The sequence below is a fragment of the Gordonia sp. (in: high G+C Gram-positive bacteria) genome (genome assembly GCF_047600385.1).
Classification (GTDB): Bacteria; Actinomycetota; Actinomycetes; order Mycobacteriales; family Mycobacteriaceae; genus Gordonia.
Genome location: NZ_JASGKZ010000001.1, coordinates 3638000 through 3652597 on the forward strand (window position 1 = coordinate 3638000; position 14598 = coordinate 3652597).

A 14598-nucleotide genomic window follows, 5' to 3' on the forward strand; every position below is an offset into this window, starting at 1 on the left:
CTCCCCGATGTGGCGGCGATCCCTTCCCGGGGTCGTCGCCACTCGCATTTGTTCTGTCCGCCGCGTCTGTCTGCCAGATCATGTGGTGGCGCTATTCCCGCCGGCTGAGCCGAGTGGCGGAACGCAGTGAACGACACTCGCGTCGAAGCCCACCCCGTCCCGAGAGAGTGTGGTTTCGACTCGGGGTCGTTCACTCCGTTCACGACCCCGGCTCAACCAACGAAGGGACTCAACCCGCGGAGAGAAGAGAGACCCGACCAGCGGAGGAAAACAGCAGTATTAGAAGAAGCCAGAGAAAACACCCCTGGGATGCAGAAAGACCCTGAACCAGAATCTGGTTCAGGGTCTCCCCTAATGTTGTGTTCGGCGGTGTCCTACTCTCCCACACTGACTAAAGTGCAGTACCATCGGCGCTGGAGGGCTTAGCTTCCGGGTTCGGAATGGGACCGGGCGTTTCCCCTCCGCTAAAACCACCGAAACAATACGAAACAACACCACACCCAACCACCCCAGAAGGGGGGTCGAATGCTCGTGTGTTGTTTCAGAAGCACATAGTGGATGCGACACACCAAAAATTTTTGGTGTTCGGGTGTTATTGTAAGTCCTCGGCCGATTAGTACCAGTCACCTGAACACATCACTGCGCTTACAGTTCTGGCCTATCAACCCCATCATCTGTAGGGGGCCTTACCCCACCGAAGTGGGTGAGAAACCTCATCTTGGAACAGGCTTCCCGCTTAGATGCTTTCAGCGGTTATCCCTTCCGAACGTAGCTAACCAGCAGTGCTCCTGGCGGAACAACTGGCACACCAGAGGTTCGTCCGTCCCGGTCCTCTCGTACTAGGGACAGGTTTCCTCAAGTTTCTAGACGCGCGCGGCGGATAGAGACCGAACTGTCTCACGACGTTCTAAACCCAGCTCGCGTGCCGCTTTAATGGGCGAACAGCCCAACCCTTGGGACCTACTCCAGCCCCAGGATGCGACGAGCCGACATCGAGGTGCCAAACCATCCCGTCGATATGGACTCTTGGGGAAGATCAGCCTGTTATCCCCGGGGTACCTTTTATCCGTTGAGCGACACCGCTTCCACTTGCCGGTGCCGGATCACTAGTCCCGACTTTCGTCCCTGCTCGACATGTACGTCTCACAGTCAAGCTCCCTTGTGCACTTACACTCAACACCTGATTGCCATCCAGGCTGAGGGAACCTTTGGGCGCCTCCGTTACACTTTAGGAGGCAACCGCCCCAGTTAAACTACCCACCAGGCACTGTCCCTGAACCCGATCAGGGTCCGAGGTTAGAAGCCCAATACGATCAGAGTGGTATTTCAACAACGACTCCACCAACACTAGCGTGCCCGCTTCACAGTCTCCCACCTATCCTACACAAACCGTACCGAACACCAATACCAAGCTATAGTGAAGGTCCCGGGGTCTTTTCGTCCTGCCGCGCGTAACGAGCATCTTTACTCGTACTGCAATTTCGCCGAGTCTGTGGTTGAGACAGCAGAGAAGTCGTTACGCCATTCGTGCAGGTCGGAACTTACCCGACAAGGAATTTCGCTACCTTAGGATGGTTATAGTTACCACCGCCGTTTACTGGGGCTTAAATTCTCAGCTTCACCACCCAAAAGATGATTAACCGGTCCTCTTAACCTTCCAGCACCGGGCAGGCGTCAGTCCGTATACATCGTCTTACGACTTCGCACGGACCTGTGTTTTTAGTAAACAGTCGCTTCTCTCTGGTCTCTGCGACCACCCCCAGCTCAAACAGTAAATGTCGTCACCAGGTGTGGTCCCCCTTCTCCCGAAGTTACGGGGGCAATTTGCCGAGTTCCTTAACCACAGTTCTCTCGATCGCCTTAGTATTCTCTACCTGACCACCTGTGTCGGTTTGGGGTACGGGCCGTGCACCAACTCACTAGAGGCTTTTCTCGGCAGCATAGGATCACAGAATTCACCTCAACGGCTACGCATCACCCCTCACCCTCAAGGAACACGGATTTACCTATATTCCGGGCTACAGGCTTACACCACGACAACCAACCGCGTGGCCCTGCTACCTTCCTGCGTCACCCCATCGCTTGACTACTACAGCCGAGGTCCCACGCAGCCACCCCCAAACAATCCCGAAGGACTGAGAAGAAGTTTTTGGGTGGTTAGTACAACTGCCTCGCCACTGGGCGCGGATACACGGGTACGGGAATATCAACCCGTTGTCCATCGACTACGCCTGTCGGCCTCGCCTTAGGTCCCGACTCACCCTGGGCGGATTAACCTGGCCCAGGAACCCTTGGTCATTCGGCGGACAAGTTTCTCACTTGTCTTTCGCTACTCATGCCTGCATTCTCACTCCCACACCCTCCACAACCCATCACCAGGCTGCTTCCCAGAGTGCAGGACGCTCCCCTACCCAACCACACCACTACACAAGAACCCGTAGATCCTCATGGATGTTTTGTGTGATTGCCGCGGCTTCGGCGGTGTACTTGAGCCCCGCTACATTGTCGGCGCAGGACCACTTGACCAGTGAGCTATTACGCACTCTTTCAAGGATGGCTGCTTCTAAGCCAACCTCCTGGTTGTCTAAGCAATCCCACATCCTTTTCCACTTAGTACACGCTTAGGGGCCTTAGCCGGCGATCTGGGCTGTTTCCCTCTCGACTACGAAGCTTATCCCCCGCAGTCTCACTGCCATGCTCTCACTTACCGGCATTCGGAGTTTGGTTGACGTCAGTAACCTAGTGGGGCCCATCGGCCATCCAGTAGCTCTACCTCCGGCAAGAAACACATGACGCTGCACCTAAATGCATTTCGGGGAGAACCAGCTATCACGGAGTTTGATTGGCCTTTCACCCCTACCCACAACTCATCCCCTCCATTTTCAACTGAAGTGGGTTCGGGCCTCCACCACATCTTACTGTGGCTTCACCCTGGCCATGGGTAGATCACTCCGCTTCGGGTCTAGACCCAGCGACTCAAAACGCCCTATTCAGACTCGCTTTCGCTACGGCTACCCCACCACGGGTTAACCTCGCCACTGAGCACTAACTCGCAGGCTCATTCTTCAAAAGGCACGCCATCACCCACCAACCCCAAGGATTGCGCAGGCTTTGACGGATTGTAAGCGTCCGGTTTCAGGTACTATTTCACTCCCCTCCCGGGGTACTTTTCACCTTTCCCTCACGGTACTCGTCCGCTATCGGTCACCAGGAAGTATTTAGGCTTACCGGGTGGTCCCGGCAGATTCACAGCAGATTCCACGAGCCCGCTGCTACTCGGGAAACATCGAAACCAGGCATTGCGTTTTCAGTTACCGGACTCTCACCGTCTACGGCAGACCATCCCAGGCCACTTCACCTAACACAACACTTTCTCAACTGGCCGACCAGCCGGCAGACCGATCCACGACACTCCCACAACACCACACGCACAACCCCTGCCGAGTATCACATACGCGCGGTTTAGCCTCATCCACTTTCGCTCGCCACTACTCACGGAATCACAATTGTTTTCTCTTCCTGCGGGTACTGAGATGTTTCACTTCCCCACGTTCCCCCCGCACCGGCTATACATTCACCGGGCGGTAACACCACATCACTGGTGCTGGGTTTCCCCATTCGGACACCCTCGGATCACAGCTCGTTTGACAACTCCCCGAGGCCTATCGCGGCCTACCACGTCCTTCATCGGCTCCTGGTACCAAGGCATCCACCGAACGCCCTAAAACACTTACAACAACACCCACAAACACACCCCCACACCACACAAGCAACCACCAACCCCATTTTCAGAACCGGCAACCACCCACACAGCACAAGGATACGAATGTGGAGTCCCACAAACACATGAGTAAAAACTGTGCCCAAAAAATTGAACAACAGAAACCAAAATGTTTAATTGCAGTACAAACACCAAAAACAAGATGTCCTGTATCATCTACAAGTTCTCGATTATTGATGCTCGCATCCACTATGCACTTCTCAAACAACACACACCCACCCACCCCATACACACGAAACAACGCGCGCGGTAGTCAGCGAGCAGCAGAGTCAACCCCGAACCGAACCCCTCCACACACAGTGCGGAAAAGATTCGACCGTTGTTTTCTCAGAACCCCGATAGTGTGTGACATCGTCGAGCCCCGTCACCGGGAACCCGTCCACCCTGATGTTGTCGTCACGTGACTCCAACACCCTTACATTGGATGGTTTTCTTGTGTTTCACCCTCGAACAAACACGCGGCCGGCCATGAACAGACCTGAAACCACTTGTTGTTGTTTGCTCCTTAGAAAGGAGGTGATCCAGCCGCACCTTCCGGTACGGCTACCTTGTTACGACTTCGTCCCAATCGCCGATCCCACCTTCGACCACTCCCTCCCCGAGGGGTTGGGCCATGGGCTTCGGGTGTTACCGACTTTCATGACGTGACGGGCGGTGTGTACAAGGCCCGGGAACGTATTCACCGCAGCGTTGCTGATCTGCGATTACTAGCGACTCCGACTTCATGGGGTCGAGTTGCAGACCCCAATCCGAACTGAGACACGCTTTAAGGGATTCGCTCCACCTCACGGTATCGCAGCCCTCTGTACGCGCCATTGTAGCATGTGTGAAGCCCTGGACATAAGGGGCATGATGACTTGACGTCATCCCCACCTTCCTCCGAGTTGACCCCGGCAGTCTCCTGCAAGTCCCCGGCATAACCCGCTGGCAATACAGGACAAGGGTTGCGCTCGTTGCGGGACTTAACCCAACATCTCACGACACGAGCTGACGACAGCCATGCACCACCTGTACACCAACCACAAGGGAAACGATATCTCTACCGTCGTCTGGTGTATGTCAAACCCAGGTAAGGTTCTTCGCGTTGCATCGAATTAATCCACATGCTCCGCCGCTTGTGCGGGCCCCCGTCAATTCCTTTGAGTTTTAGCCTTGCGGCCGTACTCCCCAGGCGGGGTACTTAATGCGTTAGCTACGGCACAGAATCCGTGAAATGGACCCCACACCTAGTACCCACCGTTTACGGCGTGGACTACCAGGGTATCTAATCCTGTTCGCTCCCCACGCTTTCGCTCCTCAGCGTCAGTTACTACCCAGAGACCCGCCTTCGCCACCGGTGTTCCTCCTGATATCTGCGCATTTCACCGCTACACCAGGAATTCCAGTCTCCCCTGTAGTACTCAAGTCTGCCCGTATCGCCTGCACGCCTGCAATTGAGTTGCAGGATTTCACAGACGACGCGACAAACCGCCTACGAGCTCTTTACGCCCAGTAATTCCGGACAACGCTTGCACCCTACGTATTACCGCGGCTGCTGGCACGTAGTTGGCCGGTGCTTCTTCTCCAGGTACCGTCACAAAAGCTTCGTCCCTGGCGAAAGAGGTTTACAACCCGAAGGCCGTCATCCCTCACGCGGCGTCGCTGCATCAGGCTTGCGCCCATTGTGCAATATTCCCCACTGCTGCCTCCCGTAGGAGTCTGGGCCGTGTCTCAGTCCCAGTGTGGCCGATCACCCTCTCAGGTCGGCTACCCGTCGTCGCCTTGGTGGGCCGTTACCCCACCAACAAGCTGATAGGCCGCGGGCCCATCTCACACCGCACAAGGCTTTCCACCACCGACCATGCAGCCGGTGGTCCTATCCGGTATTAGACCCAGTTTCCCAGGCTTATCCCAAAGTGTGAGGCAGATCACCCACGTGTTACTCACCCGTTCGCCACTCGAGTACCCTGCAAGCAGGGCCTTTCCGTTCGACTTGCATGTGTTAAGCACGCCGCCAGCGTTCGTCCTGAGCCAGGATCAAACTCTCCAACAAAAAACCAATCAGAGAAATAGACCTGACCAAAAAATAATCCAAATTCAAAAGAATCAACTGGCAAAAAAATCATCTTGTCAAAAACATGACAGACTCCCTCAAATGCCAGCCGAAAATAGTTGGCACAAGAAAATCCATCACACACTATCGAGTTCTCAAAAAACACACACCCACCAACACCACACCCCGTAAAAACAGCATGCGAACTTCGGTGAACCGGAGCCTGTCACCCGACTCGCGGGCAACTCCACCAGCCTAACCAGGCTCATGGCCGGAAGTCAAACCCGGATTTCCTCCCGATCCCCGCACCCCCCGTCAAGGAAGGTCTCGGGAACTTGTGAAGAGTTCCGGCGACCGCCGCAGCCTTCAACTCTAGCAGAGTCTCGGACTGTTTCGCAATCAGCGGGCGAATAATTTCTGGTGAAATGTTGCTCGCTGACGACTCGGATTAAGTTACACACACATCAACACGAACACAACCCAGCTGGTCAGAGCGATTTCATGACGCACGAACAACCGAACGACCGGCTGCATCAACCGGAACGAGCCCCCGACCAGGACGTCCTGCCGCCCGATACGCGGTCAACTGCCCGGTCAGACCTCGTCGCGCACCGGCTCCTCGTCGTCGACCCCGTTCTCCGGGACGTCCACGTCCAGATCCTGCAGGGCGATCTGCGCCTCGGAGACCGCGAGCTGGGCTTCGAGCGCGTCGATCCGCGCGATCAGCTCGTCGACCCGGGCCTCCTGGTCGGTCGCCGCGTCGTCGTCGGCCGGCCGGATCGGGATGCGGTTCGCGACCGCCGTGGTGATCAGGCAGCTCATCACCGCGGGATCGGCGATGATCAGGGCCGCCAGCATGCCGGGGGCGATCTGCCGGTGCTGTCCGGTGCCGCCGCGGAAGCCGATCTCGGCGGGGATCCGGATGTCGTTGCCCCGTTCGACGTGTTCGCGTGCCGTCGCGACCAGCAGACTCATCACCGCGTCGGAGAACACGTGGATCATGCGGTCCCGCCCGGGGAACCACGGGATCGGCAGGTGATCCATCTGGCGGTCGAGCGCATCGGAGCCCAGATAGTCCACCAGGCTCCGGGTGCGCACCTCGCTCACCGCGGCCCACCCGATGCCGTCGCCGTCGAACGCGACCGTGGTCTCGGTGATCTCCACGCCGCCGAGCCGGTTGAGCTTGGTCGGCATCGGCCGCACCGACTCGGGGATCCGCTGGTTCTCGGCGAACAGGTCGCCCAGACCCAGCGACCAGCGGCCGTGGACCGGGCCCGGCGGCGGCTGGTGCGCCAGGATGAACCGCTGGATCAGACCCGCCTCGGCGGAGACCTCCGCGCGCCGCTCACCGTCGTCCGATTGCGGGACGATGCGGGACACGACCGATGTCGCCTGGTCCGCCACCGCTTTCGCCCGGCGTGTGAGTTCGCGTCGGATATCGCCCAGATCGCTCACGTTGCCCCTCCGTCGTCGCCGTCTCGAAACTACTCTGAAGCCTGTCATGGACGCGGCGATCGCGGGGCGCTACCCGTCAGGATCGGTGTACTCCGGTCCGCCGGGGAGGTTCGGCGCATCCGTGCGCCGATAGGATGCCCCCATGGCACTTCCCGCACCGAACCCGAACGCCCGCGCCGTCGTCACCGGAGCCTCCTCCGGCATGGGCATGGCCCTGGCATGTGTCCTCGCCGACCGCGGCCACTCCCTGATCCTCGTCGCCCGCCGCGGCGCGATCCTCACCGAACTGGCCGCCGAGCTGGAACGACGCTGCGGAGTCACCGTGGAGGTCCGGGCCGTCGACCTCTCCGACGCCGCCGCCACCCGGACCCTGTGCGATGAGCTCGCCGACCGCGAGATCTCGATCCTGTGCAACAACGCGGGCATCGCCACCTTCGGTCCGCTCGCCGAACTCGACGCCGAGTACGAGCGCGCCCAGGTGCTGCTGAACGTCAACGCCGTCCACGACCTCACCCTGGCCGTGCTGCCGCAGATGCTCGAACGCGGCGAGGGCGGCATCCTGATGGTCGGTTCGGCGGCCGGCAACATGCCGATCCCGAACAACGCCACCTACGCCGCCACCAAGGCGTTCGTGAACACCTTCAGCGAGTCGCTGCGCGGGGAGCTCGGCGGCACCGGCGTCCACGTCACCCTGCTGGCGCCGGGCCCGGTGCGCACCCACACCCCGACCGAGGACGAGGCGTCGATCGTCGACAAGATGGTCCCCGACTTCCTCTGGCACTCCAGCCAGCGGGTCGCCGAGATGAGCCTGGACGCCCTCGGCCGCAACAAGATGCGGATCGTGCCCGGCACCCTGTCGAAGGCGATGTCGGTGGCCGGCGGCTACACGCCGCGCGCGATCGTCGCACCGATCGTCGGCACCTTCTACGCCAAACTCGGCGAGGGCGAGTAGCCCCCGCCGAGCGGTTCCGCGGACACGAAGCCGACCGTCAGCGCTTCTCTCGCCAGTTGCGCTCGAACGGCAGTCGCCAGGCGTGCGGCGCGATCAACTGGTGGATCTGGTTCGGTCCCCACGATCCCGGCGCGTAGGGCTTGACGGTCGGCGGGTCCTCCATCAGCGGCGCCGACCGCTCCCACAGCGACTCGATGCCCTCCGCCGTGGTGAACAGCGTGTGATCGCCGTTCATCGCGTCGAGGATGAGCCGCTCGTACGCCTCCAGGATGTCGTCGGTGCGCTCGGTCTCCACGGCCGAGAACTGCATGGACAGTTTGTCCAGCCGCATGCCGGGGCCGGGCCGTTTTCCGTAGAACGAGAGCGACACGCGTGATTCGTCGGCGAGGTCGAACGTCAGATGGTCGGGTCCCTCCGTCCCGATCCCCGACCCCGCCGGGAACATCGACTTCGGCGCCTCTTTGAACGCGATGGAGATGATGCGCTGCCCCTCGGCGAGCCGTTTGCCGGTGCGGAGGTAGAACGGCACCCCCGCCCAGCGCCAGTTGTCGATGTGGGCCCGCAGGGCGATGAACGTCTCGGTGTCCGACTCCGGGTCCACCCCCTCCTCACGCCGGTACCCGGCGTACTGGCCGCGGACGACGTCCCCGGGCAGCACCGGTTCCAGCGACCGGAACACCTTGTTCTTCTCCTCGGAGATGGCCCGGGGTTCCAGCGCGGTCGGCGGTTCCATGGCGACGAAGGCCATCACCTGGAACAGGTGGGTCACCACCATGTCCTTGTACGCCCCCGTGGGCTCGTAGAACGCGGCGCGCGCATCCAGTCCGAGCTTCTCCGGCACGTCGATCTGGATGTGGTCGATGAAGTTCCGGTTCCAGATCGGTTCGAACAGACCGTTCGCGAACCGGAACGCGAGGATGTTCTGGGCCGCCTCCTTCCCCAGGAAGTGGTCGATCCGGAAGATCTGGCTCTCGTCGAAGGTCTCGTGCAGTTCGGCGTTCAACGCGACCGCCGACTCCAGGTCCTCGCCGAAGGGCTTCTCCATGATGACCCGCGCCCGGTCGACCAGCGCCGCGGCGCGCAACGTGTCGATCACCTTCGGCGCGGCCTTCGGCGGCACGCTGAGATAGTGCAGGAGACGGGCGTCGTCGCCGAGCCTGGCCCGGCTCTCGGCGACCTTGGCCGCCAGTGCGGCCGGCCCCGCGGACGTCGGCACGTAGTGCAGGCAGGACTCGAACGCCGTCCACTGCGCTTCGCTGAGCTTCCGGGCTCCGACGGCGGCGATGGATTCGCGGGCGAACGTCCGGAACTCCTCGTCGTCCATGTCTTCGAGACTGGTCCCGATGACCTCGATCTCCGGAGTGAAGTCCAGGCCGACGAGATGCCCCAGGCCGCAGAGGAGCTTGCGTCGGGCGAGGTCGCCGGTGGCGCCGAACAGCACCACCACCACGGGATCGCCCGGCGGACCGTGCCGCGTGCGAGACGTGGGACTCGGGTAGGCGATCGTCTGTGCGGGGCGGGAGCCCTCCGCACCGGAGCTTGTGGGTGTCGTCACAAGGTCCATGCTCGCACCGTCGTCTACCGGGCGCGAGCCGAAGAGACGAATCCGGTGGCACGGAGGCACCCGCCCTCCGAGGGACGTAGGCTCGAATCCCGTGGAAGACAAACTCGTCTGGATCGACTGTGAGATGACGGGCCTGGACACCGGCTCGGACAAGCTCATCGAAATCGCCGCTCTCGTCACCGACAGCGACCTGAACATCCTGGGCGACGGCGTCGACGTGGTGATCCACGCCGACGACGCCGCGCTGGCCGCCATGCCTCCGGTCGTGGTGAAGATGCATCGCGAGTCGGGCCTCACCGAAGAGGTCCGCGCGTCGACGGTGACCGTCGCCGAGGCCGAACAGCGGGTGCTGGCGTATCTGCGCGAGCAGATCCCCGGCGGCGGAGTCCCCCTGGCCGGCAACTCGATCGCCACCGACCGCGCCTTCATCTCCCGCGACATGCCCGAGCTCGACGCCTTCCTGCACTACCGCATGGTGGACGTGAGCTCGATCAAGGAACTCTGCCGCCGCTGGTTCCCGGCGATCTACTTCGGGCAGCCGCAGAAGGGGCTCGCCCATCGGGCGCTGGCCGACATCCGCGAATCGATCCTGGAGCTGCGGTACTACCGCAAGGCGGCGTTCGTCCCCGAACCCGGACCGGACTCGGCGACGCTCACCGCGATCGTCACCGAGCTCGGACCCGCCTGAGACCGGCCCGCTCTCCCGGACCCGCCCTCTCCGGGGCTGTTGACCTGCGAAAACGCCGACGAGACTTACCGATTGGTGTTTCACCCCGGGTTCCGGCTAGAGTATTGTCCTGGCTCGCGAGGAACGCCACAAGCGCGACGGACGAGCCGAGATGGTGAGTGTAGTTCAGTTGGTAGAGCACCAGGTTGTGATCCTGGCTGTCGCGGGTTCGAGTCCCGTCACTCACCCCGAACAGAATCGGCCCGGACCTGCGGAGACGCGGATTCGGGCCGATTCGCATCCGTCCAGGGTGCGTCCGGTCCTGCGGTGTGCATCCGGGATGATGCTCGCCGACTGGGCCGCTCCCCGGAGCGCTGCTCGTCAGGATGTACACGAATCCGGGGCTCCATCTGGCAGACAGCCTTGTGCACCCCCGTTTTCGTGCACATCCTGACTGCGACACAGGCCGGCCGGGAACACCGGGCCGCCTCACCGGCCCGGGTTACACTGGCCGCCCCCGCCGGACTGTCGGAGGGAACCGACCGAGGAGCATCGACATGGCGGGATTCGAGATCACCGTGACACGGGAGATCGCCGCACCGGTCGAGGTGATCTGGTCGGTGCTCACCGACCTCGACGCCGCACCGACCACCCTGACCGGCGTCACCGCCGTCGAACGGGTCTCCGGCGACGGCTACGGCGTCGGCACGCGCTGGCGGGAGACCCGCCTCGTGCTGAAACGCGAGGCCGTCGAGGAGATGTGGGTCGACGAGATCGATCCTCCGCGCCGCACGGTGATCCGCAGCCAGAACCACGGGACCCTCTAAGCGACGACCTTCTCCCTCACTCCCGCGGTGAACGGCACCGCGCTCACGATGACGTTCACGGGCGAGTCCGTCGGCGGCGGCGTGCTCGCCGCAGCGATCGGCAGGTTGACGGCGAAGCTCGGCGAGCGCATCACCCGATCCATGCTGGAACAGGATCTCGCCGACATCGCCCGCGCCGCCGAATCGCGCTGACCACCGGATCGGCGGTCCGAGCGGGAGCCGCCGGGATCCGGCCGCCGACGACGAAGCCGAGAAGCGACACGCGCACCGCGAGAACGTCGCCCGTCCGCACCCCGGGTGCGCAAGACTGGCAGGTATGAGCACGGCCCCCTCACCCGGAGATCCTCGACCGGGCGCCGGTGAGCCCCCGGCGAGCTGGGCGCACCTCGCGCCCTGGCTGGACGACCGGCGCACCGACCCCGAGTTCTTCTGGCTCGACGACGACCCGTCCGCGGCCGACCCCGAGGTCCTCCGCGCCCACTGCGCCCTGATCGCGGTCCTGATCACCGAGACCCAGGACGACGTCCCGCTCGGCGAACTCCTCCCGTTCCTGCCCGACGACGTCGACCTGATCCCCGACGAGAACCTGCCCTCGCGCACCGCGAACTGGCTTCTGCAGTCGTCCAACTTCACCACCGCGCGGATCAAACCCGCCACCACCGCGGGCATCCTGAGCCAGCGTGGCATGGGACTCGGCTCGGTGCAGCCGCTGCTGACCACGCTGATCGCCCTGTCCGTGCCCGGTCCCGGCGCCGAACTGCACGGCACCGCGCCGCACGAGGAGAGGCGGAACGACGCCGCTCGGCACCGCGCCGAGGCGATCCTCGACGACCTCGCGGTGATCGCCCGCTGGCAGTCGGCGCTCGGTCGACTCGACACGCCGCTGCTCGCTCCGCTGCCCGCCTCCGCCCCCGCCGACGTGGCCGCCGCCCGAGCCCGACTCGAATGCGCTCACCGCCGCCTCCCCCGCGCTCGCCGACCGCCTGCCCGGCCGCGTCGCCGACGAGTTGCACGCTCGCCTCGACCGGCTCGCCGAACGCGATCTGGAGGTGTTCACCGCTCGACGGCTCCACGACGACCGCGTCCGCCTCGACGACCTCGCCGAACGCTTCAGCGTCTCCCGCGAACGCGTCCGCCAGTACGAGGCCCGCGCCCTGGACGACCTCCGGTCCTGGCTCGCCGAGAGCCCGGACGCGCAGTCCCTCGTCGACGCCCTGGTCCGGGTGATCGGCACGGTCCGGCCCCTGACCGAGGTGATCGACGCCGTCCCCGCGGCCGGCGACCCGGTCGACGCCGTCGGCCTCCCGCTCTGGCGGGTGCTGCTCGGCATCGGCGTGCCCTTCGAGGTCGCCGGAGCCTGGGCGGCGGCCCCGACGATGCAGGCGGCGCGCGAGGCCTCCGCGGAACTGGCCCGGAGCCTCGCGGACGAGTTCGGCGTCGTCGTGCCCGGGGCACTGCGACGCCTCGGCCCGGAGGGCGTTCCGGGGACGGGCGAGGAGTCGTCGGACCCCGGCGTGTGGGCGGCCGACTGGGCCGAGGAACTCGGCTACGTGCGCCACCGGGACCGGATCCTGCTGGACACCGCCACCGTCGAGGACTACGCCGCCGCCGTGCTGTCGATCCACGGCGAGCCGATGACCCCCGACCAGATCGTGGCGACCTTCCACGTCGAGCGCTCCGCGCGCTCGCTGGTCAACCAGATGACCGGTGACGAGCGCTTCCAGCGCGTCACCCGCACCCAGTGGGGGCTGCGTCTGTGGGGCGGCGGCGAGTACCGCTCGATCCGCAATGCCATCGGCGACCTCCTCGACGCCCGCGGCGGCCGGATCCCGGTGACCGAGCTGATCGACGAGGTGTCCGCGGCGTACGACGTCAAGGCCGCCAGCGTCGCGTCGTACGCCTGCGCACCGCCGTTCACCACGCTCGACGGCGTGGTCAGCCGCGCCGAGCACTCGCCGCAGCCGAAGAAGTCGACCGCCCAGACCCGCAACCTCTACCGGGTCGGGGATGCGTGGAAGCTGCGGGTCACGGTGACCAGGGAGCACCTGCGCGGCAGCGGCACCCCGCTCCCCGTCGCCCTGCCGGTCGCCTTGGGGCTGGAACCCGGGGAGACCCGGCGCCTGGACTCGCCCGACAATGCGCAACCGCTCTCGTGGACCGCACTGCAGCCGACGCTGGGCAGCACGCGCCGCTTCTACCTCGCCCTCGGGATCGACGAGGGCGGCGAGGCGTTCTTCGTCTTCACCGACGACGGCCGGTTCGACGTCGAACCGCTCCGCGCCGAGACCGAGCGTCTGCCGCTGCTCCTCGCCGCGGTCGGGCTGCCGCCGACCGACGACGTCGCCGCGGCGCTCGCCCTGCTCGCCACCGCCGTCGGACTGCCCGCCCAGAGCAGCATCGCCGACCTCTGCGCGGCCCTCGCCGCACGCGGTGAGGACGCTCTCGCCGACCTGCTGTCGCCGGACCGCTGATCGACGGGCCGCACCGATACGCACGTCTGTTCGATTCCTGTCGGAGTGTGCGGCTACAGTGGGCCCACATCGGAAGCTCGACGAGAAGGACCCCTCATGCCCCCGCGCCGCCACTCGGCCGCTGCCGAGTCACTGACTCCGGACGACCTCGCGAACCTCACGGCCGCCCTGGCCGACGGCAGGCGGGCGACCGTCTACCTGCGGGAGGGGACCCCGAGCCTCGGTCTCGCGGCGGGCAGTTCCGCGCGGGTGATCTCGGTGGACGGCGGCACCGTCGTCGTGCGGCCGCGCGGCGTCGACGACGAACTCCCCTACGAGGCCGACGAGCTCCGGATGACCAAGGACGCCCCCGAACCACCCGCGCCGAAGCCGTCGGCGAAGAAGGCCGCTCCGACGGCACGCGCCACCGGGACACCGGCGACCGCACCGAAGCCCGCCGCCACCCCGAAGCCCGCCGACGCGACGAATCCCGCGGCAGCGAAACCTGCTGTGTCGAAACCTGCTGCGGCCAAGCGCACCGGACCGAAGGCCGGCGCGCTCAAGTCGGTCACCGTCACCCTGTACGGCTCCCCCGAGAACGAATGGTCCGTCGCGCTCACGCGCGGCGCCCGGAAACCCCAGCGGACCCGCGCGGTGTCCCCGGAGGCCGCCGACGCCGCCGTCCGCGAACTGGGCGACCAGATCTGCGCCGACGCGGTCAGCGGTCTGCTGAACGCCGCACGCGAGGAGGCCGCCCGCCGGGTCGAGGAGCTGAGCCGCGAACTGGAGGCGGCCCGGCAGGCCCTCGCCGCCCTCGACAAGAATCCGCCCCTCGACGAGAATCCGCGCTGACCCCCGGTGCGACGACGT

At 64.0% G+C, this 14598-nt stretch carries 9 protein-coding genes, 1 tRNA gene and 3 rRNA genes; 7 read left to right on the plus strand and 6 right to left on the minus strand.

The genetic code is table 11. From position 1 onward, the window contains the following. Nucleotides 1–361 precede the first annotated feature (361 nt). The 4 genes from rrf to QM809_RS16470 form a co-directional block, all read right to left on the minus strand. A 5S ribosomal RNA gene (rrf, locus tag QM809_RS16455) occupies nt 362–478 on the minus strand. 115 nt (nt 479–593) lie between these two features. Next, a 23S ribosomal RNA gene (locus QM809_RS16460) occupies nt 594–3736 on the minus strand. 554 nt (nt 3737–4290) lie between these two features. After that, nucleotides 4291–5813: ribosomal RNA gene (locus QM809_RS16465) — 16S ribosomal RNA — on the minus strand. Together the 16S, 23S and 5S rRNA genes form the textbook arrangement of a ribosomal RNA operon. A 594-nt stretch (nt 5814–6407) precedes the next feature. After that, nucleotides 6408–7193, minus strand: coding sequence for a hypothetical protein (locus QM809_RS16470; RefSeq protein WP_415046781.1), 786 nt, complete (start codon nt 7191–7193; stop codon nt 6408–6410). A 217-nt stretch (nt 7194–7410) separates the two neighbouring features. Between QM809_RS16470 and cmrA the strand changes: the two genes are divergently transcribed. Beyond that, on the plus strand, nt 7411–8220 hold the full coding sequence (cmrA, locus tag QM809_RS16475; RefSeq protein ID WP_415046782.1) for a mycolate reductase: 810 nt from the start codon (nt 7411–7413) through the stop codon (nt 8218–8220). 37 nt (nt 8221–8257) lie between these two features. Here the strand turns inward: cmrA and zwf are convergent, their stop codons facing one another. Further along, nucleotides 8258–9775 carry a glucose-6-phosphate dehydrogenase gene (gene zwf, locus QM809_RS16480; protein WP_415046783.1) on the minus strand — a complete coding sequence of 506 codons (1518 nt, stop codon included), beginning with the start codon at nt 9773–9775 and terminating at the stop codon, nt 8258–8260. Nucleotides 9776–9875: 100 nt separating this feature from the next. Here zwf and orn point away from each other — a divergent pair, with 100 nt between their 5' ends. The 4 genes from orn (at nt 9876) to QM809_RS16500 (ending at nt 11470) form a co-directional block, all read left to right on the plus strand. Next, complete coding sequence (orn, locus tag QM809_RS16485; protein ID WP_415046784.1) at nt 9876–10472, plus strand: oligoribonuclease; 597 nt, start codon at nt 9876–9878, stop codon at nt 10470–10472. Between the two features lie 154 nt (nt 10473–10626). Beyond that, a tRNA-His gene (locus QM809_RS16490) sits at nt 10627–10699 on the plus strand. Nucleotides 10700–11008: 309 nt separating this feature from the next. Continuing rightward, complete coding sequence (locus QM809_RS16495; protein WP_415046785.1) at nt 11009–11278, plus strand: SRPBCC family protein; 270 nt, start codon at nt 11009–11011, stop codon at nt 11276–11278. 48 nt (nt 11279–11326) lie between these two features. After that, nucleotides 11327–11470, plus strand: a complete 144-nt coding sequence (locus tag QM809_RS16500; RefSeq protein ID WP_415046786.1) for a hypothetical protein — start codon at nt 11327–11329, stop codon at nt 11468–11470. Between the two features lie 139 nt (nt 11471–11609). Here QM809_RS16500 and QM809_RS16505 read toward each other — a convergent pair whose 3' ends face one another. Beyond that, nucleotides 11610–12233, minus strand: coding sequence for a hypothetical protein (locus QM809_RS16505; protein WP_415046787.1), 624 nt, complete (start codon nt 12231–12233; stop codon nt 11610–11612). Nucleotides 12234–12285: 52 nt separating this feature from the next. Here QM809_RS16505 and QM809_RS16510 point away from each other — a divergent pair, with 52 nt between their 5' ends. Together QM809_RS16510 and QM809_RS16515 are read left to right on the plus strand one after the other, a co-directional pair. Continuing rightward, nucleotides 12286–13749, plus strand: coding sequence for a sigma factor-like helix-turn-helix DNA-binding protein (locus QM809_RS16510; protein WP_415046788.1), 1464 nt, complete (start codon nt 12286–12288; stop codon nt 13747–13749). Between the two features lie 96 nt (nt 13750–13845). Further along, nucleotides 13846–14580, plus strand: a complete 735-nt coding sequence (locus tag QM809_RS16515) for a DUF6319 family protein (protein ID WP_415046789.1) — start codon at nt 13846–13848, stop codon at nt 14578–14580. Nucleotides 14581–14598 lie beyond the last annotated feature (18 nt).

Bases quoted from the DNA above. Each gene is read 5' to 3' on its own strand.
- cmrA (WP_415046782.1), top strand. From the start codon at position 7,411: ATGGCACTTCCCGCACCGAACCCGAACGCCCGCGCCGTCGTCACCGGA.
- QM809_RS16495 (WP_415046785.1), top strand. From the start codon at position 11,009: ATGGCGGGATTCGAGATCACCGTGACACGGGAGATCGCCGCACCGGTC.
- QM809_RS16500 (WP_415046786.1), top strand. From the start codon at position 11,327: ATGACGTTCACGGGCGAGTCCGTCGGCGGCGGCGTGCTCGCCGCAGCG.
- QM809_RS16515 (WP_415046789.1), top strand. From the start codon at position 13,846: ATGCCCCCGCGCCGCCACTCGGCCGCTGCCGAGTCACTGACTCCGGAC.